This window comes from Sinorhizobium americanum (assembly GCF_001651855.1).
GTDB lineage: Bacteria > Pseudomonadota > Alphaproteobacteria > Rhizobiales > Rhizobiaceae > Sinorhizobium > Sinorhizobium americanum.
The window spans coordinates 1-25185 of record NZ_LNQC01000042.1; the positions used below are offsets into that span (position 1 = coordinate 1).

Below are 25185 nucleotides of genomic sequence, written 5' to 3' on the forward strand. Positions count from 1 at the left end.
CAGCGCGCGCCGTCACGACACGCGAAAAAAGTAGCAGTCATTGACAGTCACGCACCCGCGTTTTCACACGTCCTCGACCCTAAGCGGCCTTTGTCAGCCCGTCGATGAGGCGGTGAAAACCGCAACTGAGCGTCGAAAGCACGCTTGTATGCGCGCCGCCCTTCGCCGCGGGCGAGATAGGCGGAGAGGTTCGGGTATTCCTCCAATAGATTCGATCCCTTCAATCTAAGTAGCACCGACACCACCAGCAGGTCGCCGGCGCTGAATGCACCGTCGAGCCAGTCCGCATCACCAAGGCGACTGGAGAGGCCGCCCAGCCGTTTCCGTATGCTGTCCTCGAGGACACTCAGGCGCTGTTCGTACCAAGGCTTGTCACGCTCCAGAATCCTTGCGAGGTCGCGTTCGAAGATCGGCGGTTCCACCGTGTTGAGCGCCGCAAACATCCATGTGATCGCGCGCGCTCGGGCATTCGCATCGCCTGGCAGCAGGCCCGCATGGCGCTCCGCGATATGGAACACGATCGCCCCGGACTCGAACAGGACAAGATCGCTTTGTTCATAGGTCGGTATCTGCCCGAAAGGATGCAGGGCGAGATGCGCGGGTTCCTTCATCGCCTTGAACGAAAGCAGACGAACATCGTAAGGTTGGCCCACTTCCTCAAGCGCCCAGCGAACGCGCATGTCGCGCGCCAGACCCTTGCCGCGGTCGGGCGACCGTTCAAAGGCGGTAATGGTAATGGTCAATGTTGCTCTCCATGTTTGGCCGACTGGACGACGCCCGGCTGGACGAGATTCCGACACCCATGCTCGAGGTAATCCTCGCGGTCAGGATCAAAGACAGCTAGCCTTTTGTCTGCATCATACCGGTTCAGTTCTCGTCGTCTGGCTTGAGGCCGCTAGATCCGCATTCGGCTGGTCGGCGGGCATAGTCCGACTGGCCGAGCATCTTTTGGATAAAGCGGAACTGCTCGCGCAGGGCCGCTTCAGTGTCTTCGCCGCGTCGAACGCAGTGCTCGATCAGAATCGGGTGGAAGAACGGCATGAATGCGGACTTGAGCGCACGCGCTGTCTCGGCGGGACCTTCGACCGCGAACTCGCCCGCTTCGACGCCGTCGCGGATGATCGCCTCAAAGATCGTCATCATCCGCTCGTCATGCGCCTTGATCACCACCCAGTTCTCCCGCATGGCCGTGGCAACAAGGTCATGCATGTGCTTTTCTTCGGTCAACTGCATCATGTTGTAGTGGTGAACCGCGCTCAGGACCCGCCGGAGCTTCTCCGAGGCCGACACGTTCCTGCTCGCGATCGCAAGGGCCACCTCGGCGGCCCGGTTCACAACCCGGCCGCAGACGGCCTCGGTGATCGCATCCTTGGAAGAGAAGAAGCGGTAGATGTTGGCTCGACTCATGCCGAGTTTGGAGGCGATGTCGGCCACCGATGTCTTATGATGACCAATGCGGTGGAAGTACTCCTCCGCCACATCCAGGATGCGCGCACGCATCCTGTCGGTATAAGTCACCGGTCGGCCCGGATAATTCATGAATGCCTCCAGAGCGGATAAACGAATCTGCCGGACCCACCCCCGGACGATCATCTGCAAGCGCTGAGATCGCGGCCGGCCCGGTCTCGTGTTCAGTCAAGGCCGGCGCGCGGCGGCTTGAACGGTCTCAGCGGTGGCCGGGGTCTACTCGGCCGCCAGCGCTATGCGCGCTTTCGGCTCCTCCGTCGGCTGCTGATGGATCTCATCTGCCGTCGGCTTGATCCGGAACCACGCGGCGTAGAGCGCCGGAAGGAAGAGCAGGATCAGCACCGTGCCGACCGCCGTGCCGCCAATCAGGGTATAGGCCATGGACCCCCAGAAGACCGAGTGCGTGAGGGGAATGAAGGCCAGCACGGCGGCAAGTGCGGTCAGGATAACCGGGCGTGTCCGCTGCACCGTCGCCTCGATGACCGCATGATAATCGTCGAGGCCGGCAGCACGGTTCTCCTTGATCTGTTCGGTCAGGATCAGCGTGTTGCGCATCAGGATGCCGGCCAGCCCTATCAGTCCGAGAATGGCATTGAAGCCGAAGGGCTGATTGAAGAAAAGCAACGCCGGAACCACCCCGGCAAGACCGAGCGGCGCCGTCAACATGACCATGGTCATCGTTGACAGGCTGCGGACCTGGAGGATGATGACGATCAGCATGGCGGCAATCATGGCCGGGAAGATTTTGACCAGCGCGACATTGGCCTTGAGAGATTCCTCGATGTTTCCACCCATCTCGATGCGATATCCGACCGGGAGCGAGGCGATCAGCGGCTGCAGTGCCTTCATGATCTGCTGGGAAACCTCCGGGGGCTGCGTCGCCTCGTTAATGTCCGATCGGATCGTGACGACCGGCGTTCGATCGCGACGCTTCAGGATCGGTTCCTCAAACCGGATTTCGGAATGGCCGATCTGATCGAGCGGAACCTGACGGCCGTCCCTGCTCATCAGCGAAAAGTCGGCGAGCCTCGCCGGATCGAGGCGGCTCTCGCCAGCACTGCGTGCGACAACGGGGACGTTTCGGATGTTTTCGCGAACCTGCGTCACCGGAATGCCGCTCAGCAGCAACTGTATCTGCTGGGCTGCCTCAGCCGGCGAAAGGCCAATCAGATTGAGCCGGTCCTGGTCGGGGACAAAGCGAAGCACAGGCGTACGATTGCCCCAATCGCGGTTTGCCTGACGCACGTCCGGTACGCCTTTCATGATGTCGAGGGCCTTCTCAGAGATCTGGTACAATTGCTTGGGATCCGGCCCCATAATGCGAAACTCGACCGGAAACGGGGTATACGGACCGAACACCAGCTGCGTGACACGGACGTAGGCTTCGGGAACTAGTCCGTCCGAAACGGCAGCCCTAAGGCGCTGCTTCAAAGCCTCGCGTGCGTGAGAATCGGGGGTGAGCACAACGATCTTGGCGAAAGCGGGGTCCGGCAATTCCGGCGCCATCGCAAAGAAGAAGCGGGGCGCGCCCTGCCCGACATAGCTGGTGACGATCTTTGCCTCGGGCTGGTTTTGCAGCCAGCTTTCAACCTTCTCGACCGCGGCTGTCGTCGTCTCGATACTAGTACCTTCGGGCATCCGGACTTCGACCAGCACTTCGGGACGATCCGACGTCGGGAAGAACTGCTGTTTCACCCCTCCCATTCCAACAACCGAAATGGCCATAGCGATGCCGACGACCGCGCATGTGATGAACTTGTGGCGCACGGCGAACTTGATGAGACCCCGCAGGCGCCGGTAATTCGGTGTGTCGTAGATGGCGTGATGGCCGCCCTCGACTGGCTTGATCGCCGGCAGCATCTTGACGCCGAGGTAGGGCGTGAAGATGACTGCGACGACCCAGGAAACGATTAGCGCAAAACCCACGACCCAGAAGATATTGCCGGCGTACTCGCCGGCGGTTGATCTGGCAAAGCCAACCGGCATCAGTCCGATGATTGTCACGAGTGTACCGGACAGCATGGGCGCTGCCGTATGGCTCCAGGCATAAGCGGCCGCCTTGATGCGATCCATGCCCTCTTCCATCTTTACCACCATCACCTCAATGGCGATGATGGCGTCGTCAACGAGAAGGCCCAGCGCCAGGATCAACGCGCCGAGTGTGATGCGATCGAAGAACCGGCCGGTTTCCAACATGATGAGGAACACGACGGCAAGCGTGAGCGGAACGGCGAGCGCTACGACGATCCCGACACGCCAACCGAGGCTGAGCAGGCTCACGAGCAACACAACTCCGAGCGCCATGGCGAATTTCACCATGAACTCGCCGACCGCAGCGTCGATGTTGACGGCCTGATCGCTGACCTTGGCGAGCGTCATACCGAGCGGCAGTGTCTGTGCGATCGCGGCAGATCGTTCTTCGAGCGCCTTTCCGAGCTCGAGCCCGTTCCAGCCCTGCTGCATCACCGCAGCAAGCATGATGGCCGGCTCGCCTTCATGGCGGATGATGTAGGTCGGGGGGTCTTGATAGCCGCGCCGCACCTCCGCGAAATCAGAGAGTTTCAACGTGCGTCCGGCAGCGACGATCGGCGTGTCGGCAATTGCCTGCACACTGTTGTAGGCGCCATCGAAACGGATAAAAACCTGCGGCCCGCGCGTATCGATCGAGCCTGCCGGAGTGACGGTGTTTTGCCTTTGCAAAGCGGCGGCGATGTCCTGTGCTGAAATGCCAAGGGTGGCGAGCTTGGCATACGAGAACTCGACAAAGATCTGTTCCGGCCGCTCCCCCAGAATGTTCATCTTTTTAACACCCGGCACGTGCAGAAGATCCTGACGGATCGCCTCTGCCTGCCGCACAAGCTCGCGCATGGGCATACCCTTGGCCTTTAGCGCATAAAGGGCGAAGCTCACGTCCGAATATTCGTCGTTGACGAAGGGACCGAAGACGCCAGCAGGCAGGTTGCGTGCTTCGTCCCCCAACTTCTTGCGCGCCTGATAGAACTCCTCTTCGACAGCCGTGGCCGGCGTGCTGTCCTTCAGGGTGACGGTCAGAAAGGCGTAGCCGGGTCGGGTCATTGTCTCGACACGGTCATACCAGGTCAGTTCCTGGATGCGCTTTTCGAGCGGCTCCGCGACAAGATCCTGCATTTCGCGCGCCGTGGCGCCTGGCCACACCGCCGTGACCGTCAGGGTCTTGATGGTGAAGGAGGGATCCTCTGCACGTCCCAGCTTGACGAAGGCATAGACGCCTGCGGCAGCCAGCAGAACGATGAAGAACAAAGTGACGGCTCGCTCGCGAACCGCGAGTGCGGAAAGATTGAAGCTCATTGGTTGGCTACCTCTGCCTGAAGCTCGGTCCTGACGGGCGCACCATCTTTGAGGAGATGCGCTCCGAGGGCGACTACCTGATCTCCAATCTTGATGCCGGTGACAGACGCTGTTTCTTGACCGAGCTGTTTGATCTCAATCGGAACAAAGCGCACGATGGAAGAAGATTGGTCGACAACCCAAACCCCCGTGCGGCTGCCGTCATTCAACACGGCGCCGACCGGCACCGCGACCTCCGACTGCCTTTCTCTGTTGAGGATGCTGATCGTAACTGTCGCACCAAGCGGCGCCGAGGCGGCGTCGCCATCGAGCACGTAACGCGCTTCGTACGTGCGGGTCTGAGGATCGGCGGCATCCGAGATCTGTCGCAGGTGCGCTCTTGCCCGCCGCCCGTCACTTCCATAGACACTTGCTTCGGCTTCCGATCCGATCGCGGGACGAAGGGTTTCGGGAAGCGCGACCAGGGCCTCGCGCGGGCCTGCATGCGCCAGCTGAACCACCGGCTGACCCGCCGCGACGACCTGTCCGGGTTCGCCGAGCGTCGCGACCACGGTTCCGTTCGCATCGGCCACCAGGACCGAGTAGGTCGCCTCGTTTTCTGCGACTTTGGCTTCCGCTTCCGCGGCGGCAAGCTGCGCCTCAGCCGTATCCAACGCTGCCTTGGCCTGCTCGTAACGTTGGGGAGTAGCGGCGACTCCACCTTTGACAAGAGAGGCATAGCGCCTCTCGTCCGCGCTTGCCTGAACGAGGACCGCCCGGGCCGCGGCAACCGCATTGCGCTTGGCAGTCAGCGCAAGACGCAAATCGGTTTCATCGATGCGCATCAGCGCTTGACCCGCCTTGACCTGCTGACCGACGTCGACCAGTCGCTCAACGATCTTGCCAGGTACGCGAAAGCCAAGATTGCTCTGCACGCGGGCGGCGATTGTACCTGTAAAGGCGCGCTCGGCTCTTTCCGGTCTTGTGGCTTCCACCATTCTCACAAATGGTGGCGCGGCGCGCGGATCCGCGGCCTCCGCGTCGTGTGCCGAGGTGTCGAAGACGAACGCATATGCCGCGCCGCCGGCTACAGCCACAAGGCCTATCGATGTGAGAAAAAATTTGCGTTTCATGTCAGATGACCCTTGTTGACGGCCGCCGCTTTAATTAGATTGCGATCTAAATCTAAAAGTGGTATAGATGTCAAGTGAAATCTAATTGGAGGTCGATCATGAGAGTTAGCCGAGCCCAGGCGGAGGCAAATCGCGAAGCGGTCATCAACGTGGCGAGCCGGCTTTTTCGAGAGCACGGCTTTGATGGCATCGGACTTAAGGATCTGATGAAGGGGGCCGGCCTCACCCAGGGCGGATTCTACAAGCAGTTCGAATCCAAGGACGATCTTGCGGCACAGGCCTCAAGGCGGGCGATGGAGCACGCGACCCGCAGATGGTCGGCTATTGCTGCGGCAAGCCCTGATCCCCTTGAGGCCGTTATCGAGCTCTACCTGTCGACTGGCCACCGCGAAGAGAAGAGCGACGGTTGTCCCTTGGTGGCACTTGGTGCTGATGCGGCGCGTCAAACCGAGGAGGTGAGAGCCCCGTTCCAGGATGGCATTCAAGCACATCTGCAGATCCTCAACGAACTGATGCCGAAGGCGGAAAGTCCAAAAGGCCATGGCAGGGCCATGGCGATGCTGTCGCTGATGGTGGGTGCCGTGACGATCTCTCGTATCTTGAATGACGAAGAGATGTCGCAGCGCTTTCTCGAGGCAGCCGCGGACGAAGTTCGGCGGATCGCCGCCTCCGCAAGAGACATGTGAGATGTGCACTTCCGCCAATGGCGTCATGCGTTCGCACGTTGGGTTCGCGGATTCTTGCCCGCTCGCCCTGTGCACGGCCCGAGAACATCCGAACGAGACGATTGCCAAAATGATGCCGATCCAGCGTCTGCACCGCATGCAGACGGATGAAACAAAATGACAGTTGGAGATCACATGCGTCGTATCGTCATCACAGGGATGGGAGCAGTAAGCCCCCTCGGAGCCAACGTGACGACTTCCTGGTCTCGGCTTCTATCCGGGCGTTCGGGCATCCGACGTCTTCCGGACGATATCGTGAGAGACCTGCCGGCAAAGGTCGGTGGAACGGTGCCCTCCCTGGACGAAGACCCCGAAGGTGGCTTCGATCCGAATACGGTCTTTGCCGAAAAGGATCAGCGCAAGGTCGACCGCTTCATTCTCTTCGCGATGGCGGCGGCAGAAGAGGCGCTTGCTCAGGCGGGATGGAAGCCGGTCTCGGAAGATGACCGGGCTCGCACCGCCACGATCATCGCGTCGGGCATCGGCGGGTTTCCGGCCATAACTGAGGCGGTGCGAACGGTTGATCAGCGCGGCGTCCGGCGTCTTTCACCGTTCACCGTGCCGTCTTTCCTGGTGAACCTGGCAGCGGGACAGATCTCCATCCGTCACGGCTTCAAAGGGCCGATCGGCGCACCGGTGACCGCCTGTGCGGCCGGCATTCAGGCGATCGGCGATGCGGCTCGCCTTATCCGCGCCAATGAAGCCGACATCGCGGTGTGCGGCGGAACGGAAGCATGCATGAATATCGTCAGTCTCGGCGGTTTCGCCGCGGCACGCTCTCTTTCGACCGGCTTCAATGACACACCTGACCAGGCCTCGCGTCCCTTCGACATGTTGCGTGACGGCTTCGTCATGGGCGAAGGCGCCGGCATCCTGGTCATCGAGGCATTGAGCCACGCGCTTGCGCGCGGTGCGAAACCGCTGGCCGAGCTCGTCGGTTACGGCACGACAGCGGATGCCCACCACGTCACCTCCGGTCCCGAGGACGGCGATGGTGCGCGCCGAGCGATGGAGATCGCAATCGCCCAGGCCGGAATTTCGCCGCGCGAGATTGCACACCTCAATGCGCATGCGACCTCCACACCAGTTGGCGACCTCGGAGAAATCGCGGCGATCAAGAGGGTCTTCGGCACCGATTCCAGCGTGGCCGTCAGCGGAACGAAGTCGGCGACCGGACATCTCCTCGGAGCTGCCGGCGGGCTTGAAGCCATCTTCACGGTTCTGGCGCTGAGGGATCAGGTAGCCCCGCCAACACTCAATTTGAACGCTCCAGATCCGGCCGGCGACGGGGTTGACTTCGTCGCGAACCGGGCTCGGCCAACGGCGATGGACTACGCGATCTCCAATGGCTTCGGCTTCGGAGGTGTCAACGCCAGCGCCTTGTTCCGACGCTGGACGGACAAGCTGGCGGCCGCCGGAGAGCTCCATGAATGAAGTCTCACTTCCGGCCATTCCTTTTTTCGCAAACGACACCAAACGAAATCCAGCCCAAAGAAGGAAGTAAATCTCCATGAACAAAGCCAATCTTGGTGTCGCCCTGGTGACTGGGGCATCGACCGGCATCGGGCGCGCTACCGCCAGAGCCCTTCAGCGCGCGGGCTTTCGTGTCTTCGGAACCAGCCGTCGTGCGGCCGCCGAAAGATCTGACGGCGTCACCATGCTGACCTGTGACGTAACCGACGATACGTCCGTGGCGAGACTGATCGATCAGGTGCTGGCCGAGGCCGGACGCATAGATCTGCTCGTCAACAATGCCGGCATTGGCCTGCTCGGCGGCGCAGAGGAGTCCTCGACTGCCCAGGCACAGGCGCTGTTTGACGTGAACGTCTTCGGCGTGCTGCGCGTCACCAACGCGGTGTTGCCAACCATGCGGAGTCAGGGCAAGGGCAGGATCATCAACATAAGCTCCATTCTGGGGCTGATCCCGTCGCCCTACAATGCTCTCTATGCATCGACCAAGCATGCCGTCGAGGGCTACTCCGAATCGCTCGATCACGAACTGCGCTCGTTCGGAATTCGGGTCGCGTTGGTCGAGCCCGCCTTTACCCGTACCGCCTTCGAAGAAAATCTGACCAAGCCCGATCGCTCGCTTGCTGTCTACGATGCGGTGCGCGCTGAAATGGAAGTGCAGATGCGCAAGGCGGTCGAAGCAGGCGACGACCCTGGGGTCGTGGCGGAGACGGTTGTCAAAGCGGCAACGGATAAGGCGCCGAGAAGACGTTACACCTCGGGAAAACTGGCCGGCCAAGTCCGCTTGCTGCGCCGTTTCGTCCCCGAATCCGCATTCGACAAGAGCTTGCGGAGAAAGGCCGGGCTGCCAGTCTGAGTCGACAATCGCGAGATCGAACCGATTGGCATAGACGCTGTGACAGGAGCCAAACCCGGAACTCGCCCCGTGCGCATGAGCTATGCCGACGACAGGGAATTGACCACGCTTGCGCCACCCCAAGGGTACAGTCTGTGATTGGCGCAATGACCGCAATTGGGCGCAACACGGCCGTCGCAGCCGAGTTGACCGCGCGACCGCATTCCTTAGCATTTGACGGCCGAATGGTTGAAATCTGCGCAATGACCTCATCCGCCGAATCGCGAGACTGATACCCGGCGGTCCCGCGATCCGGTTTTGCTCCAGACAGAAGTCCCCGCATGTACGCGCATGCCGGGCCTCCCTTATCGCGACCTGCCCCCGTCTAGCTTACAAGACCGCGATAGATCGCCGGTAGGGCCTGTGGCAGTCTGCCGATATGGCTGACGACGGCGTAGCCGTTCTGGCCGAAGATCACCGGCACATAGGATTTCGCCTCGCGATCCACCGTCACCCCGAACACGTTGACGCCTGAGCGGCGGGCATCGCCTACGGCGCGACGGCTGTCCTCGAGCGCAAATCGTCCTTCGTAATGATCGACATCATTCGGCTTGCCGTCGGTCAGGACGAGCAGCAGCTTGCGGCGGTTCGGCCGTTTGAGGAGACCCGCCGCTGCGTGGCGGATCGCGGCGCCGATGCGGGTGTAGTAGCCGGGCTTCAGCGCAGCAATGCGCGACTCCACCGTCATGCTCATCGCCTCGTCGAAAGCCTTCACCGTCTCGATCCGCACCCAGTCGCGCCTCCGCGAGGTGAATGTCAAGATCTCGTGGCTGTCGCCGCAGGCCGAGAGCCCGTGCGCCAGAACCAGAAGCGCCTGTTTCTCGACGTCGAGAACCCGCAGATCGTCGAACCAGGCGTCGGTCGACAGCGACACGTCGACAAGGATCGTTACCGCAAGATCATGCGCCTGCGGGCGGCTCATCATATGGATGCGGTCGCTCCCCTGGCCGCCGGCCATGAGGTCGGTGCGGGCGCGCACCACCGCATCGAGATCGAGATCGGCGCCGTCGATCTGCGCCCTCAGCATCTCGTGACGCGGCCGCAGGATCTCGAACTGGCGACGCACGCGGCGGATCAGGCTCTTCGTCGCCGGGTCCGTCCCGCCGGCGACACCATCCGAGAATGCGGGCGCGGCCAGGATCCGGCAATGATCCTTGAGGTAGCTAGCGCTGCGATAGTCCCATTCGGGATAGGTGAACTCGGCCGTCAGCGGCGTCCGGTCGAGCGCTTCCGGCGGCAGGTCGAGATCGAAGCGGAAGCGCGCCGCCGGCCTGCCCTGGCGTTCGCCGAGCGTCATGTCATCGAGCTCGTCGGCGGCCTGTGCATCATGGTCGTCGCTGTCGTCCGCCGGGCGGTCGACATTGACCATCTCGGCCATGGCAAGGATCTTCTCGAAGCGGTTGAGGATAAAGGGGCTACGCTCCGACTGCCGTTGAGCCTCTCGGGTGGCGACGTGGCGTGTCGTCTCCGCTCCCTCCGCTCCGCTGCCACCGCGGGCGGGCTCGTCCTCACGGCGACCCTCCGTCACCTCGCGCGAGAGAGCGTCGGGCCACAGCGGCACCGGCAGCATTTGGAGATAACCGGGCGGCGCCTTCTGCGGAAAGATGATAGGCAGCACGTCGTCGCTCAGCCCGGCGCCCTTCCTCAACAGATAGAGAATGCGGTTTTCGACATGCTGCTCGACGGCCGGAAGCGAGCGCCGCTGCCGGACATTGAGCACCGCTCTTGAGAGGCGGCGATAGCGCGGGCGCATCGCCGGATAGGTGGCGAGCACCGACGTCACCGTCTGGTCTGCTCGGGAAAGGAGCGCCAAGTCGCGCGAAAGCGGGTCGGCGGCGTTGACTGGCGAAAGCGGCATCACCGCCATCATCGCCGCCAACCAGAAATAGAGGTCGCGGTTGAGGCGCCGCAAGGGAAAGAGATCGATCTCGGCCGGCAGCATCAGCGTTGCATGGTCGCGGGCCGGCTGCACCAGCTTTTCCTCACCCAGACCCATGCGCTGGCGCAAGCGCAGCCGGTGCGCCGAGGTGCGGCCGCGTGCGGGCGCGATCTGCACCGCCCGCTCGCCGCCGAGCCCGCGGAAATAGACCGCGAGCACGGCCTGGACGTCTTCGAGCCGGACGGCCTCGTCCGGAAAGCGCGGCCAGGTGCGCGTGTTGCCGATGAAGCGGTGCCAGGCGCGGCCGACCGTTTCTTCGAGTTCGAGGAAGTCCAGCATTATCTTTATCCTCAGCGGATCACCGCGTCTGCAATCTCGATCAGCGCCGCCTTGACGTCCGGCTCGTCCGTCAGCGGTTCGATCATCGTCGCGAGAACGGCGTCGCGCAGTGCAAGCCCGCTGTCGATGAGGCTGGCGCAATAGACGAGCAGGCGTGTTGAGACGCCCTCCTCGAGATCATGCCCTTTGAGGCTTCGCAGACGATGCGCAAGATCGACCAACGGCGCGACGCGTGCTTCGTCGAGACCGCTCTCCTCAGAAACGACGGCGATCTCGCGGTCTCTCGGCAGGAAGTCGAATTCGATGGCGACGAAGCGCTGGCGCGTGCTCGGCTTCAGGGTTTTCAAGAGGTTCTGGTAGCCGGGATTGTAGGAGACGACCAGCATGAAGCCGCGCGGCGCCTCGAGCACCTCGCCGGTCCGCTCCAGCGGCAGGATGCGCCGGTCGTCGGTGAGCGGATGAAGCACGACGGCTACATCCTTGCGGGCCTCGACGATCTCGTCGAGATAGCAGATGCCGCCTTCGCGCACCGCCTTAGTCAAGGGTCCGTCGACCCATACGGTGTCGCCGCCCTTGAGGAGATAGCGGCCGGTCAGATCGGCGGCGGCGAGGTCGTCATGGCACGAGACCGTTGCAAGCGGTAGGCCGAGCCGTGCCGCCATGTGCGCGACGAAGCGCGTCTTGCCGCAGCCGGTCGGGCCCTTCAAGAGCAGCGGCAGCTGGCGGATCCATGCGTTTTCGAAGAGCGCGCATTCCTGGCCCGAGGGAGAATAGGCCGGAATGTCGCAGTCCGCCTTCAGCGGGTTTTTCAGAGTGATGTTCATGGAAGGCTCCGATATCGGGTTTCGGGCGGGGCGGCCGGCCGCACGGGCCGGCCGCTTCGCATCATTCCGCGGGTTGAGCGGTCTGGTTGAGGGCCGGGCTCCGGCTCTTGCCCGGCACGAGCACGGCCCAGATGAACATCAGCGCCGAGACGAGCACGACCACGCCGGAGCCGAGGCGCACCCCAGTAGAAAAGGGCGAGCTGGTCCTGCACCGCCATAAAGCTCTCGCCGAGGACGCGCTGCAGGTGGACCTGGACGACGCCGGCAAAGGTGAGCGCGAAGGTCATGACGGACATGGCGCTGCACATCGCCCAGAAGCTTACGATCGACAGCCACTGGTTATAGGGCGCCCGGCCGCGGATCTCGGGGATCGCATAGGCCATGACGGCAAGGTTGAGCATCACATAGGCGCCGAAGAAGGCAAGGTGTCCGTGCGCGGCGGTGACCTGCGTGCCGTGGGTGTAGTAGTTGACCGACGACAGCGTGTGCAGGAAGCCCCAGACGCCGGCGCCGAAGAAGGCCATCACCGAGCAGCCGATCGACCAGAGGAGCGCGGCCCTATTCGGATGCTTGCGGCCGGCCTTCCACGTCATCACGAAGGTGAAGATCACCATGGTGAAGAAAGGTGCCACCTCGAGCGTCGAAAACAACGACCCGATCCACTGCCAGTAGCCCGGCGCGCCGATCCAGTAGTAATGGTGGCCGGTGCCGAGGATGCCGGAGAAGAGCGCCAGGCCGACGATGACGTAGAGCCACTTCTCGACGAGCTCGCGGTCGATGCCATTGAGCTTGATCATCAGGAAGGCCAGAACCGAGGCCATAATCAGCTCCCAGACGCCTTCGACCCAGAGATGGACGACATACCACCAGTACATCTTGTCGAGCGCGAGATTGATCGGGTTGTAGAAGGCGAAGAGAAAGAAGATCGCCACACCCCAGAGCCCGAAGATCAGGATGTTGGTGACGGTCGTCTTGCGGCCCTTCAAGACAGTCAGGGTGATGTTGAAGAGAAACATCAGCGCGACGACGACGATGCCGACCTTGATCGCGAAGGGCTGTTCGAGGAATTCCCGGCCTTCATGGATGTGGAAGAGGTACCCGACGACCGCAACGGCCGCGGCCACCAGGAAGGTCCAGAACTGGGCGATCGCGATCTTCGGGCTGTAGAGTTCCGTCTCGGCCTCTTCCGGCAGCAGGTAATAGGTCGCCCCCATGAAGCCCATCAGCAGCCAGACGATCAGCGCATTGGTGTGCACCATGCGGACGATGTTGAAAGGCAGCAGTTCGGAGAGGGTGTTGGGCAGCACGTAGATCGTGCCGGCGAGCACGCCGAACAGAACCTGCGCGAGGAACAGGCCGAGCGCGCCGTAGAAATACAGCATCGCGACCCTTTGCGTTTGATATTTCATGTCTTTTCTCCTTGTCCCGCCGTCTCAGCCTGCCTCGTTCGGAGGCCAGCTCTGCGTCTTGATCCGGCTCGTCCATTCGAGGAAGTCGGCAAGGTCGTTCAGTTCCTGCTCGGTGAGGTTGAACTGCGGCATCTGCCGCCGCCCTTCGGCACCGGAAGGCTGCGCGGCCATCCAGGATTTCAGCGTCTCGCGCGCGCCTTCCGGATCCGACTCGCCGCCCCATCGCTTCCACACGTTGCCGAGCTCCGGCGCGAAATAGGCGCCTTCGCCGAGCAGGGTGTGGCAGTTGATGCAGGAGTTCTTCTCCCAGACGTGCTTGCCGCGCGCGACGGAGTCCGTCAGCGTCGTTTCGTCGGTGGATTCGGTCTTCATGTAGTAGTGGCTGTGGGCCGTGAGGCCGACAAAGATCGCGAAGAAGAAGATGGAGCCGCCGTAGAAGACGTTGCGTGCCCCTGTCTTGGTAAGGCGTTCTGCCATCCCATGGTCCTTTCGATTCCGGCAGGCCGCAATGCGCCGGCCTCAGCAGTTTCCGCCGGTCGGCCGCGGAGTCCCCTCGTCCACCGGTAACGCGATCTCTTCTAAGGTTTGGGCGCGGGCGGTCTTTGCGTTTCGGCAAACAAGCGGCGGAGAGCTTTTCAACCGCTCAACGAAACGGCGACGATGAGCGCTTTTGCCGCAGCGGCCACCGCAAAGAAGAGCGGCCAGGCGATAAGGCCGCGCCGCAGGGCTGCGGGACCGGAACGCAGACCCAGAAAATTCAGAACGACGAGTCGCGCTTTCAGGACCGCGAACGTCAGAAGGGCGGGCGTGAAGACCAGCGGGGCCGCAGAGCTCTGAAGCTTGAGCGAGAACGGCAGACCCGCGAGAACCAACAGGATCAGGACCAACCAGGTTTTCTTCAGCTGTCGGGGGCTGCGGTCGCTCATCGCGTTCAAACCAGATAGACGATCGGAAACATGACGATCCAGACGAGATCGATCACGTGCCAGAGGGTGGTCACAAGATCGACATTGGCCGGACGCGGTCTCCAGGCGACGAGCAGGAGGAGGACGCCGACAAAGCCGACATGGACAAGGTGAAAGCCGGTCAGGAGGAAATAGAGCTCGAAGAAGGAGCGGAACGCCGCTTCGCCGGCAAAGCGGATTTCGGCGCTGTACTCGTAGATCTTGATGCTTACGAAGGCGAAGCCAAGAAGCGCCGCGACCACGAGTGCCCGACGCCGCCTGGCGACGGACACGCCCTTCCCTGCCGCAATCGCCGCCTGCCATCCGCTCGTCAGCAAGACGAGCGTGTTGAGAGCGGCCAGTCCCGGTTTAAGGTGCAGCCGCGCGAAGCCGAAATGCTGGGGCGCGATCATCGTTGCCACCAGGAAGGCGCCGATCAGAATGCCGAAAGCGGCAAGCTCGCTCCATATCAACACCCAGAGGATGAACGTATCGGCTTCCTCTTCGACGGCCGCCATAGCCTGTTCCATGCCGCATCTCCGCATCGGTTACTGAGCGGATAGGAAAAAACAGCCGGCGGTTCTTTGCTCCCGATCAAAGACCAGCCGAGCCGTCCCGCTATGCTCCAGCGGAAAAACGGAGACTGCCATGAACGACGCACAAATCGGCCTCTCGGTCGCCACCCCGATCATCATCATCTTCGCGCTGGTGCTCTATCGAATGGGTGTTCTGCAGCGCACCGGTACGCTTGCTGCCGTGCTGGCATCCGTCGCCTGCGCTGCGGTGCTGTTCATCGAGCGATAAGGAAATGAAGGACAACGAGGCCGAGAATTTAGGGCCAAGACACCAAATTAGAATTGTGCGGGGATGGGCGGGGGCCGCTCACCCAATTATCCTACGATGAGGCAATGCCATGGCCGAGTTTCTGCTGGCGCTGTTCGTCTTTCTGGTGCTCCACTCCATTCCGGCGACGCCCACCATCCGCGAGCGGCTGATCGGCATGCTCGGCAGGGCCACCTATTTCTCGCTCTATTCGCTCGTCTCCATCCTGGTTCTCGGCTGGGTGTTCTACTCGGCGCTGAGCGCCGACTATGTTCCCCTTTGGGAACCGGCGGCCTGGCAGGCCTGGGTGACGCTGATGGCCGCCCCGGTCGGCGTCTTTCTGGTGCTCGCCGGGCTCTTCAGCGTCAACCCGCTGTCGGCCTCGATCCGCCAGGGCGCGGCGCCCGGTGCGGTCGTCGCGATCACCCGGCATCCGGTCTTGTGGGGCTTCGCCCTCTGGGCGCTCGGCCATCTCGTCGCCAATGGTGACCTGCGATCGTTCATTCTCTTCGGAGGCTTCGCCGTATTCGCGCTCGCCAGCATCCCGATGCTGGACAAACGCGCCCGCCGACGGCTCGGGGAAAAATGGTCGCAAGAGGCCGCTTCAACGTCGATCCTGCCCTTCGCCGCGATTATCTCCGGCCGCACACGCATAAGAGGAGACGCGCCGCTTGCCCTCGCAGCCGCTTCGACGGCTGCCCTGACGGTGTGGCTTCTCGGGGGCGGCCATGCTGCTCTGTTCTATGCGGACCCCTTGCTCCTGGCGACGGCCTATTGAACACCGCGATCACGGGTCCAACAACCGTACCGAGACACTGGCGGAAACAATCATCACAGTTCTCCCAGACTCAGTTCCCCCACAGCCGGTCGACCCGGCTGACGAGCTCCGCCGGCATGTCGAGAACGCGTCCCCATTCACGCTCGGTCTCGGTTCCGAGTTTGCGGGTCGCATCGAGCCCGAGCTTGCCGCCGCGGCCTACTTGGCTCGTCACGGGATCAACGTGACGGTCGACCGGCTGCCCAGCGCCGGACGCCGGGTCGAGGACATTCTCAACCAGCACGCACTCGACATGGCGGCCGACCTGATCGTGATGGGCGCCTACGGACATTTGCGCATTCGTGAAAGGGTGTTCGGCGGTGTGACGAAAGCAATGATCGATGTACCGACGGTTCCGGTGCTAATGGTGCGATGATCTCGCGTCACCGCACCTGATCGAGCAGGCGCTTACACTCCAGAAGGTCGTAAAGCGCTTCCTGCAGCAGCGCCCTGTCCTCCTTGCTGACGGAGGTCTTGCCAAGCGAAATCTCCGCATCGTCGCTGCTGGCGCCAAAGGAGAAGAAGCGCCGGCTGGCCGGCGCCTTAGGGCGGCCGACGATCTGATCCTCCTCGGCGACGCCAACCTTCGGCGCCGGCGGCTCTTCGTGGCTGGAAGCCGCGAGCGCCTCGACGGTGGCGAGATCGCCGCTGGCGATGGCGGCGACGAACTTGTTGCCATTCGCCTTCAGAAGCTTCTGCACGCCCTTGATCGTATAGCCATGGTCGTAAAGCAGGTGGCGAATGCCCTTGAGCAGATCGACGTCCTCGGGCCGGTAGTAGCGCCGGCCGCCGCCGCGCTTCATCGGCTTGATCTGCTGGAAACGCGTTTCCCAGAACCGCAACACATGCTGGGGCAGGTCGAGTTCGTCTGCGACCTCGCTTATCGTGCGGAAAGCGTCCGGGCTTTTTTCCATCTCGTCCCCATCTCCATATTCATGCGAAGGAAGCAGCCGCAATCACTGGATCGTCGCGCGATGATCGCACGAATCAGACCCATTTCAATGGCTTATGGATGGGTTTTCAACCACATTTGTGATTGCGGCCGCGCCTCAGGAGCCCGTTCCGACCTGCTTCTGCTTGGCCTTCCGGCTGAGATGCGCCTTTAAGACCCGCTGTTTCAGCACGTTTGAGGCTTTGAACGTCATGACCCGGCGCGGCGAGATCGGCACTTCCTCGCCCGTCTTCGGGTTCCGACCGATGCGCTCGTTCTTGTCGCGCACCTGGAAGGTTGCAAACGAAGACAGCTTCACGCTCTCGCCACGCACGATTGCGTTGCAAATCTCGTCGATGACGGTCTCCACCAATTCGGCAGACTCCGTCCGAGACAAACCGACCTTGCGAAATACCGACTCAGCCAAATCTGCTCGCGTAACTGTTTTTCCGCTCATCTTCCCCCACCGATATTTGGCACGCCGATCAGCGATGGAAGACTATTGCCCTTGCCTTTTTCGGTCAAGCGCCTGCCGTCATTCAATTTTTTTACCAGCGGATGAGAATGGAGCCCCAGGTAAATCCACCGCCCATGGCTTCGAGCATCACCAGGTCGCCCTTCTTGATGCGCCCGTCGGAAGCAGCAGCGTCGAGCGCGAGCGGGATGGATGCGGCGGATGTGTTGCCATGCAGATCGACGGTCACCACAACCTTTTCGTTTGGAATGCCGAGTTTCTTCGCCGACCCGTCGATAATCCGCCGATTGGCCTGATGCGGCACCAGCCAATCGACGTCGTCGGCCGTCGTTCCGGTGGCCTCGAAGGCGGCCTCGATCACGTCGGTGATCATGCCGACCGCATGCTTGAAGACCTCGCGCCCTTCCATGCGGAGATGGCCGACGGTGCCGGTGGTCGAAGGGCCGCCGTCGACATAGAGCTTGTCGCCATGCATGCCGTCGGACCGCAATTGCGCCGTCAGCACGCCGCGATCGGCATTCGTTCCTTCGCCCTTCTGTGCTTCGAGAATGATCGCGCCGGCGCCGTCGCCGAAGAGCACGCAGGTGGTGCGGTCGGTCCAGTCGAGAATGCGCGAGAAGGTTTCGGCGCCGATCACCAAGGCGCGCTTCGCAAGGCCGCCGCGGATATAGGCGTCGGCCGTCGCGACCGCATAGACGAAGCCGGAACAGACCGCCTGCAGGTCGAAGGCCGCCCCGTGGCGCATGCCGAGACGGTTCTGGATATTGACGGCCGTCGCCGGGAAAGTGTTGTCGGGCGTCGAGGTCGCGACGATGATCAGGTCGAGATCATCGGCGGTCATGCCGGCCCTCGTGAGCGCCGCGCGCGCCGCCCCCTCGCCGAGCGAGGCGGTGGTTTCGCCCTCGCCGGCAATGTGGCGCTGGCGAATGCCGGTCCGCTGCACGATCCATTCGTCGGACGTCTCGACCTTGGATTCCATTTCCTTATTGGTCATCACTCGCTTCGGCAGCGCTGCACCGAAGCCGCGAACGACAGAACGGATCATCTAATCAAACCTCTTCAATCATGCCGGCGGCAGGGCCTTGGTCGGCTCGGCGCCATGATAGCGGGCGAGGTCGGCCTCGATCTTGGCCTTCAGGCCGTTCTTCACCATATCGTAGCCGACGTCGATCGCGGCGGCGAAGCCTTCCGCATCCGTGCCGCCGTGGCTCTTGATGACCACCCCGTTGAGCCCGAGGAACACGCCGCCATTGACCTTGCGCGGGTCCATCTTCTCGCGCACCCGATCGAAGGCAGCCTTGGCGAAGACATAGCCGATCTTCGCGAGAAGGGTGCGCGACATGGCGGAGCGCAGATATTCGGCGATCTGCCGGGCCGTGCCTTCGGCCGCCTTCAGCGCGATATTGCCGGAAAAGCCTTCGGTAACGACGACGTCGACGGTGCCGCGACCGATGTCGTCGCCCTCGACGAAACCGTAATATTCAATGCCCTCGATATTGGCCTCGCGGATGAGCCTGCCGGCTTCCTTGACCTCTTCCTGGCCCTTGATCTCTTCGACGCCGACATTCAGCAGGCCGACGGAGGGACGTTCGACCTCGAAGAGGGCGCGGGCCATGGCGCCGCCCATCAAGGCGAAATCCATGAGTTGCTGCGCGTCCGCGCCGATCGTCGCGCCGACATCGAGCACGATGCTCTCGCCTTTCAGCGTCGGCCAGATGGCGGCGATCGCCGGACGCTGAATGCCTTGCATGGTGCGAAGGCAGAAGACCGACATGGCCATCAGCGCACCGGTATTGCCGGCCGAGACCACCACGTCCGCCTCGTCGGCATTGATGGCGTCTATCGCCTTCCACATGCTCGACTTGCCGCGGCCGCGCCTCAGCGCCTGACTTGGCTTCTCGTCCATGCCGACGGCGATCTCGCAATCGTGAAAAGTGCTGCTTGCCCGGAGCTTCGGGTACTTGGCCAAGAGTTCGGCGCAGCGCGCTTCCTGGCCGAACAGGACGAACTTTATGTCCGGGTGACGTTCGAGCGCCCTGGCGGCACCCGGGATGACGACCTCCGGACCATAGTCGCCCCCCATAACGTCAAGTGAAATTCTGACCACGCGTGTCTTATCCCTTCTTCCCGCCACGCGACGCATTCCGCCCCTGCGCAGCTCTTACGCAACGGCGATTCGTCCTTCCTTCTGACACTTGGGCCAGCATGCAGCGCGTCGGCACCACGGCCCCCTCGGCTGAAGTCGGGCCAAAATACTGCTTTTCGCCTGCGTGACAACCGAATTGTAAGCCCGGCCGATTCCGTTTCAATCCTTTTTCAAATCCTTCAGGACCGCGAACGGGTTGGGCCGCTTGTCATCGGCCGCTGAGCTTTCGATGCGCTCGCCGAAGACGGCCCCGTCCTTGCGGGGATAAGGGTCGATCGCAAGCGCCACATGCTCGCTGACGGCCACGCCCACGTCGATCGTGTCGCCGGTGAAGGTATCGGGAATGTCCGGACCGCCCGGGTCGAGGATCATCTCGCCGCCGTCGTTGTCGGCTTGGCGCGCTAGGCGTGAGCCCTCCGGCACGAAGATCGCTTCGATTGGCTCGGATATCCCCGCAATGACGGGCTCCAGCGTGACGACGCAGGTCTGGACGAGCTCGGCCCGCACCTCGCCCTTGATCTTCACGCCATCCTTCTTCCAGCGTCCGATCTGCAGGTCCGCGACCAGCGAGCGGACCTCATTGACCTTCCAAAGTTCCGCCAGCGCCCGCCGCTCCGCGTCATTGGCTGACAGATGCACGCTGACCGGATTGGCCGAGATGTGCCCTACCCTTACCGGGTACGAAAATGCCGGTTTGCCTTCGTGCTTCATGACTAGATCCTTCCTGCAGCGCCGCGCGCGTCCTTACCGATGCGCCAGATGCCACTCTGTGGACGCCTATTGGCTCCCTGCCGGCGGTACGCGCAATTGCCCCGTTTCGACCTGCTCTTCCGGGACTTTCGCGAGTGCGGCTTCAACGGACATGAGATAGCGCGCCAGGCCTGTCATCGCCGGCGCATCGTCTTGCTGTGGATGAAAGTTGCGCCGCAATGCGTCAGCTAGCGCCTGCCTGTCGCCGCCGTCGAGCGCCGTCGCATAGGACTCCAGGCGGCCGTAGAACATGCCGGCGAACTTCTTCATCTTTTTCGGCACGCCGGCGTCGCCGACGCCAAGCTCGCGGATTGAGTGGTCGACATCTTCGAAGAAGGCATCGACGATCTCCTGGGCGATTTCCTGGCCGGTGCGGGCCGAGGCCCGGGTCCGACGAAAATAAAGAATCAGGATCGCCGACAACATCTCGAAACGACCCATCACCGTATCGGGCACATCGAGGTCGGTATAGAGAAACGGCTGGCGCGCCGCCGCGGTCAGAAGTCCATACTGGCGCTCCACAATCGCAATGTTGCCGCTTTTTTTCTTGAACAGTCCAAAAATCATAACAAAGCCCAGCCGTGGCTTTCTCGAATCCGTGGGCACGCGCCCATGACGTTATTGCATGATAGCCGAAGCTGGTTTACCGAAGCAGGCACGAATTGCAATGGCGCATATGCCATCGTTACTCCAAGGGGAGCAGTCGTTGACGAAGCGGTATCTGACAACAAACCTGAAAGTTCTTGGCCGTGCCGTGGTCGTGGCTTCCCTATGCACTGGAGTGCTTGCCGGCTGCCAGGCAGCCAATGTCGGTGAAGTCCTGCACCAGGGCTATGTCGTCGATCAGGAGACCCTCAATCTGGTTCCCGTCGGGTCGAGCCGCGAACAGGTGCTGCTGTCGCTCGGCACCCCGTCGACGACCGCGACCTTCGACAACGAGGTGTTCTACTACATCTCGCAGAAGCGCAAGCGCCCGGTCGCCTTCATGAAGCCGAAGCTGATCGACCAATCGATCCTCGCCGTCTATTTCGACAAGGAAGGCGTCGTCAGCCAGCTTGCTCATTATACGATGAAGGACGGCAAGGTCTTCGACATGCTGTCGCGCACGACGCCGACGGGCGGCAAGGAGACGAGCTTCCTCGGCCAGCTCTTGACCGGTCCTGGTGCCGGACAAGCCGCGGCACGCAACCTGTTCAAGAACTTCGGCAACAACTGACGAAATAGCTTTCAAGACAAAGCCCGCGGAACCGAGTTCCGCGGGCTTTTTCCGTTTGGAATTGTTCCGTCAGGCGAGAACGGCGAGCAGCAACAAGGCCACGATATTGGTGATCTTGATCGCCGGGTTTACGGCCGGACCGGCCGTGTCCTTGTAGGGATCGCCGACGGTATCGCCGGTGACCGAAGCCTTGTGCGCCTCCGAGCCCTTCATGTGGCGCGTGCCGTTCTTATCGACGAAGCCGTCCTCGAAGCTCTTCTTCGCATTGTCCCAGGCGCCACCCCCGGACGTCATCGAGACCGCCACGAACAGGCCGTTGACGATGACGCCGAGCAGCGAGGCACCGAGCGCCGCGAAGGCCGAGGCCTTCGAGCCGGAAATCAGCAGCACGCCGAAATAGACGACGATCGGCGCCAGCACCGGCAGAAGCGAGGGAATGATCATCTCGCGGATCGCCGCCTTGGTCAGCATGTCGACGGCGCGGCCATAGTCCGGCCGATCCTTGCCTTCCATGATTCCCGGCTTCTCCTTGAATTGACGGCGCACTTCCTCGACCACGGCGCCCCCTGCCCTGCCGACGGCGGTCATGGCAATGCCGCCGAAGAGATAGGGAATGAGACCGCCGAAGATCAGGCCGGCGACGACATAAGGGTTCGAGAGATCGAACGAGATCGTGCCGACGTCGGCGAAGTAGGGATGCTTGTCGCCATTCGCCGCGAAAAACGCGAGATCGTTGGAATAGGCCGCAAACAGCACCAGTGCACCGAGCCCCGCAGAGCCGATGGCGTAGCCTTTGGTCACCGCTTTGGTCGTGTTGCCGACCGCATCCAGGGCGTCGGTCGACTTGCGCACCTCGGGCGGCAGGTGCGACATCTCGGCAATGCCGCCGGCATTGTCGGTGACCGGGCCGAAGGCATCGAGCGCCACGATCATGCCGGCGAGACCCAGCATGGCGGTGACGGCGATCGCCGTGCCAAAAAGACCGGCGAGCTGATAGGTGGTGATGATGCCGCCGACGATGACGATCGCCGGCAAGGCGGTCGATTCGAGCGAAACGGCAAGGCCCTGGATGACGTTGGTGCCGTGGCCAGTCACCGAAGCCTGCGCGATCGAGTTCACCGGCCGCTTGTTCGTGCCGGTATAGTATTCGGTGATCACGACGATGAGCGCGGTGACGACGAGGCCGATGATGCCGCAGATGAACAGCGCCCAGCCGGTGACGTCCTGACCTGCAACGGTTCCGATCGAACCCCAGCCGATCGTCAACGACGTCGCCGCACCGAGGCCGAGGATCGACAGTGCACCGGTTACGATCAGTCCTCGATAGAGAGCGCCCATGATCGAGCCGTTGGTGCCGAGCTTGACGAAGAAGGTGCCGATGATCGAAGTGATGATGCAGGCGGCGCAGATCGCCAGCGGATAGGTCATGACCGTCGCGAGCACCGGCGCACCGGCGAAGAAGATCGATGCGAGCACCATGGTCGCCACCACGGAGACCGCATAGGTCTCGAAGAGGTCCGCGGCCATGCCGGCGCAATCGCCGACATTGTCGCCAACATTATCGGCGATCGTCGCCGGGTTGCGCGGATCGTCCTCGGGAATGCCGGCCTCGACCTTGCCGACGAGGTCACCGCCGACATCGGCGCCCTTGGTGAAGATGCCGCCGCCGAGACGGGCGAAGATCGAGATCAGCGAGGCGCCGAAGCCAAGTGCGACGAGCGCATCGATAACCTCGCGCCCGGCCGGTTCATGGCCGAGGCCGACTGTGAGTATGAAGTAATAGACCGAGACGCCCAACAGAGCGAGACCGGCCACCAGAAGACCGGTGATGGCACCGGATTTGAACGCAATGTCGAGACCGGAGGCGAGGCTGACCGATGCGGCCTGGGCCGTGCGGACATTGGCCCTGACCGAAACATGCATGCCGATGAAGCCGGCCGCGCCCGAGAGCACCGCGCCGATCAGGAACCCGATGGCGGCCGCACTCGAGAGCAGAACCCATGCGGCAATGAAGACGACGACACCGACGATGGCAATGGTTGTGTACTGACGCGCGAGGTAGGCCTGTGCCCCCTCCCTGATAAAACCTGCGATCTCCTGCATGCGGGCATTCCCCTGGTCGGCGGCCAGCACCGACTGTGTCGCCCAGATGGCATAGGCCACTGAAAGCAACCCGCATGCGATAACGCCCAACAATATGGTCATTTCGCATTATCCTCCGTTAAAACCCGCGGCCTCAACTCCCTGCCGCCGGCCCCTCATTTCCGCGAATCGCACGCGCCTCCTCAAGCGGCGTGCTCCCACGGCGCGGCCAGAGTGCGGTTGCGAAGATGGATCGTCAAGCCCCTGAAAATGCGAAAACATCGGGCCGCGGGGCGCAGGTTTCCTGCCGAGGGAGGGCTACTTCAGGCTGGAGCTCTCTTGCTTGCGCGCATCAGGAGAAAGAGAAGCACAAGGCAAAGCCCCGCAACCGGCCAAATGACGGCATTGAGCATGTCCCAGCCGTAGGACGCCAGAACCTTGCCGGAGGCGAAGGACGAGCCGGCGACCGTGGAAAAGAGAATCACGTCGTGGAATCCCTGGACCTTGTCGGCCTCGTGCGGACGGTAGCTCTGGGCGACGATCGCCGTCGCGCCGATGAAGCCGAAGTTCCAACCGAGCCCAAGGAGAACGAGTGCGCCCCAGAAATTCCAGAGCTCGATGCCTAGATGGGCGACGGCGGCACAGCCCATGAGCAGCAAGAGCCCGCAGGCAACGACGCGCTCCGCGCCGAAGCGGCTCATCAGCCAGCCGGTGGCGAAGCTTGGAGCAAACATGGCAAGCACGTGCCATTGGATGCCGAGTGTGGCGAGATCGCTCGAAAAGCCACAGCCGACGACCATGGCGACCGGAGCGCCGGTCATCATGAAGGTCATCAGCGCGTAGGAGGAGATGCCGCAGACCATCCCGGTCAGGAAGCGCTGGCTGCCGACGATCTCGCGGAGCGGCCGGGCGGGTGGGGCCGCTTGCACTGACGCCGCCGCCCTCGCTTCGGGCAGGCGCAGCGGCATGAAGAAGAAAAGGGCGCAGAGGCAGATGGGTATCAAAGCGACGAAAGCACCGGCAAACCACACCGGTGCGAAGTAGTCGCCGGCGAAGATGACGATCTGCGGTCCAAGGACAGCCGAAAGAATGCCGCCACCCAGAATCCAGGAAATCGCCTTCGCCTTGTAGAAGGAAGGCGACGCATCCGCGGCGGCGAAACGCAGCTTTTGGGTAAAGCCGTTCGAGGAGCCGAGCATGGCGAGGCCGGTGGCGAACAGCCAGAAACTCTCGCGGAACAAAGCCGCGGCGGTAACAATGCCGCCTATCGCCGCAATCACCGCGCCGATCATGAAGGCAAAGCGCCGTTCGATCATTCGCGACAGGATCGCCACCAGGATGACGCCCAGCGCCATGCCGACATTGAAGGCCGTCAGGGGCGCGGTCGCGAGCGACTTGTCGTCGCCGAGCAATTGATGGCCGGCAACGCCGCCGACGGCAAAGCTGATCGGTCCGATGACGCCGAGCAGCGCCTGGGCCACAGTCAGCAAAAGGACGTTGCGGCGGGCCTCGCGAAGAACCGTTCCGATGTCTTCCGCAGCCGCAACAAGCATCA

Annotated in this window: 23 protein-coding genes and 3 pseudogenes; 7 read left to right on the plus strand and 19 right to left on the minus strand. The window is 62.4% G+C overall.

All coding sequences use genetic code 11. From position 1 onward, the window contains the following. Positions 1-93 precede the first annotated feature (93 nt). The 4 genes and pseudogenes from ATC00_RS05390 to ATC00_RS05405 all read right to left on the minus strand — a co-directional run bounded on the left by ATC00_RS05390 (position 94) and on the right by ATC00_RS05405 (position 5906). Positions 94-743: pseudogene (locus tag ATC00_RS05390) on the minus strand (glutathione S-transferase family protein). Positions 744-867: 124 nt separating this feature from the next. Then, a complete protein-coding gene (locus ATC00_RS05395) occupies positions 868-1593 on the minus strand; it encodes a TetR/AcrR family transcriptional regulator (RefSeq protein WP_327289479.1) in 726 nt (241 codons plus the stop codon). A gap of 90 nt (positions 1594-1683) precedes the next feature. Next, entirely contained in the window at positions 1684-4794 is a 3111-nt protein-coding gene (locus ATC00_RS05400) for an efflux RND transporter permease subunit (RefSeq protein WP_064252205.1), read from the minus strand. Further along, positions 4791-5906, minus strand: coding sequence for an efflux RND transporter periplasmic adaptor subunit (locus ATC00_RS05405; protein ID WP_064252206.1), 1116 nt, complete (start codon positions 5904-5906; stop codon positions 4791-4793). Before ATC00_RS05405 ends, ATC00_RS05400 begins: the two co-directional genes overlap by 4 nt. A 98-nt stretch (positions 5907-6004) precedes the next feature. Between ATC00_RS05405 and ATC00_RS05410 the strand changes: the two genes are divergently transcribed. The 3 genes from ATC00_RS05410 (at position 6005) to ATC00_RS05420 (ending at position 8957) form a co-directional block, all read left to right on the plus strand. Then, complete coding sequence (locus ATC00_RS05410) at positions 6005-6592, plus strand: TetR/AcrR family transcriptional regulator (protein WP_064252207.1); 588 nt, start codon at positions 6005-6007, stop codon at positions 6590-6592. Positions 6593-6766: 174 nt separating this feature from the next. Beyond that, positions 6767-8065 carry a beta-ketoacyl-ACP synthase II gene (gene fabF, locus ATC00_RS05415; protein WP_064252208.1) on the plus strand — a complete coding sequence of 433 codons (1299 nt, stop codon included), beginning with the start codon at positions 6767-6769 and terminating at the stop codon, positions 8063-8065. 76 nt (positions 8066-8141) lie between these two features. After that, entirely contained in the window at positions 8142-8957 is an 816-nt protein-coding gene (locus tag ATC00_RS05420) for an oxidoreductase (protein WP_064252209.1), read from the plus strand. A 364-nt stretch (positions 8958-9321) separates the two neighbouring features. Here ATC00_RS05420 and ATC00_RS05425 read toward each other — a convergent pair whose 3' ends face one another. The 6 genes and pseudogenes from ATC00_RS05425 to ATC00_RS05450 form a co-directional block, all read right to left on the minus strand. Continuing rightward, the gene (locus tag ATC00_RS05425) at positions 9322-11214 is read right to left on the minus strand and encodes a nitric oxide reductase activation protein NorD (RefSeq protein ID WP_064252210.1); all 1893 of its coding nucleotides are present in this window, start codon (positions 11212-11214) and stop codon (positions 9322-9324) included. Positions 11215-11225: 11 nt separating this feature from the next. After that, entirely contained in the window at positions 11226-12038 is an 813-nt protein-coding gene (locus tag ATC00_RS05430) for a CbbQ/NirQ/NorQ/GpvN family protein (protein WP_064252211.1), read from the minus strand. Between the two features lie 61 nt (positions 12039-12099). Then, positions 12100-13447 (minus strand): annotated as a pseudogene (locus tag ATC00_RS05435) (cbb3-type cytochrome c oxidase subunit I). A gap of 24 nt (positions 13448-13471) precedes the next feature. After that, positions 13472-13924 carry a c-type cytochrome gene (locus ATC00_RS05440; RefSeq protein WP_037425241.1) on the minus strand — a complete coding sequence of 151 codons (453 nt, stop codon included), beginning with the start codon at positions 13922-13924 and terminating at the stop codon, positions 13472-13474. A gap of 158 nt (positions 13925-14082) precedes the next feature. Beyond that, positions 14083-14373, minus strand: coding sequence for a cytochrome C oxidase subunit IV family protein (locus ATC00_RS05445; RefSeq protein WP_064252212.1), 291 nt, complete (start codon positions 14371-14373; stop codon positions 14083-14085). A 5-nt stretch (positions 14374-14378) separates the two neighbouring features. Further along, complete coding sequence (locus ATC00_RS05450) at positions 14379-14921, minus strand: cytochrome c oxidase subunit 3 (RefSeq protein ID WP_082912055.1); 543 nt, start codon at positions 14919-14921, stop codon at positions 14379-14381. 118 nt (positions 14922-15039) lie between these two features. On the opposite strand from ATC00_RS05450, the gene ATC00_RS32880 reads away from it, so the two are divergent. Beyond that, a complete protein-coding gene (locus tag ATC00_RS32880) occupies positions 15040-15195 on the plus strand; it encodes a hypothetical protein (protein ID WP_082912057.1) in 156 nt (51 codons plus the stop codon). Positions 15196-15304: 109 nt separating this feature from the next. Further along, the gene (locus ATC00_RS05455) at positions 15305-15991 is read left to right on the plus strand and encodes an NnrU family protein (RefSeq protein WP_037379892.1); all 687 of its coding nucleotides are present in this window, start codon (positions 15305-15307) and stop codon (positions 15989-15991) included. Positions 15992-16061: 70 nt separating this feature from the next. Here ATC00_RS05455 and ATC00_RS30800 read toward each other — a convergent pair whose 3' ends face one another. After that, entirely contained in the window at positions 16062-16205 is a 144-nt protein-coding gene (locus ATC00_RS30800) for a hypothetical protein (protein WP_327289486.1), read from the minus strand. Here ATC00_RS30800 and ATC00_RS30805 point away from each other — a divergent pair. Further along, positions 16185-16406: pseudogene (locus tag ATC00_RS30805) on the plus strand (universal stress protein); the annotation flags it as partial. The gene ATC00_RS30800 and the pseudogene ATC00_RS30805 overlap by 21 nt on opposite strands. A gap of 7 nt (positions 16407-16413) precedes the next feature. On the opposite strand, the gene ATC00_RS05465 reads toward ATC00_RS30805, so the two are convergent. The 6 genes from ATC00_RS05465 to ATC00_RS05490 form a co-directional block, all read right to left on the minus strand. Further along, positions 16414-16944 (minus strand): MerR family transcriptional regulator, encoded by a 531-nt coding sequence (locus tag ATC00_RS05465; RefSeq protein ID WP_037379888.1) that lies wholly within the window; start codon positions 16942-16944, stop codon positions 16414-16416. A gap of 135 nt (positions 16945-17079) precedes the next feature. Beyond that, a complete protein-coding gene (locus ATC00_RS05470) occupies positions 17080-17418 on the minus strand; it encodes an integration host factor subunit alpha (RefSeq protein WP_037379886.1) in 339 nt (112 codons plus the stop codon). Between the two features lie 91 nt (positions 17419-17509). Next, entirely contained in the window at positions 17510-18481 is a 972-nt protein-coding gene (locus ATC00_RS05475) for a beta-ketoacyl-ACP synthase III (RefSeq protein WP_064252213.1), read from the minus strand. Positions 18482-18499: 18 nt separating this feature from the next. Then, positions 18500-19543 (minus strand): phosphate acyltransferase PlsX, encoded by a 1044-nt coding sequence (plsX, locus tag ATC00_RS05480; RefSeq protein WP_064252214.1) that lies wholly within the window; start codon positions 19541-19543, stop codon positions 18500-18502. Positions 19544-19741: 198 nt separating this feature from the next. Continuing rightward, the gene (locus tag ATC00_RS05485) at positions 19742-20293 is read right to left on the minus strand and encodes a YceD family protein (RefSeq protein ID WP_064252215.1); all 552 of its coding nucleotides are present in this window, start codon (positions 20291-20293) and stop codon (positions 19742-19744) included. A 66-nt stretch (positions 20294-20359) separates the two neighbouring features. Further along, a complete protein-coding gene (locus tag ATC00_RS05490; protein WP_037379878.1) occupies positions 20360-20899 on the minus strand; it encodes a ubiquinol-cytochrome C chaperone family protein in 540 nt (179 codons plus the stop codon). Positions 20900-21038: 139 nt separating this feature from the next. Between ATC00_RS05490 and ATC00_RS05495 the strand changes: the two genes are divergently transcribed. Then, positions 21039-21548 (plus strand): outer membrane protein assembly factor BamE, encoded by a 510-nt coding sequence (locus ATC00_RS05495; RefSeq protein ID WP_082912059.1) that lies wholly within the window; start codon positions 21039-21041, stop codon positions 21546-21548. A gap of 69 nt (positions 21549-21617) precedes the next feature. Here ATC00_RS05495 and ATC00_RS05500 read toward each other — a convergent pair whose 3' ends face one another. Both ATC00_RS05500 and ATC00_RS05505 read right to left on the minus strand, forming a co-directional pair. Then, positions 21618-23753 (minus strand): sodium-translocating pyrophosphatase, encoded by a 2136-nt coding sequence (locus ATC00_RS05500; RefSeq protein WP_064252216.1) that lies wholly within the window; start codon positions 23751-23753, stop codon positions 21618-21620. A 200-nt stretch (positions 23754-23953) separates the two neighbouring features. Next, positions 23954-25183, minus strand: a complete 1230-nt coding sequence (locus ATC00_RS05505; protein WP_037379875.1) for an MFS transporter — start codon at positions 25181-25183, stop codon at positions 23954-23956. Positions 25184-25185 lie beyond the last annotated feature (2 nt).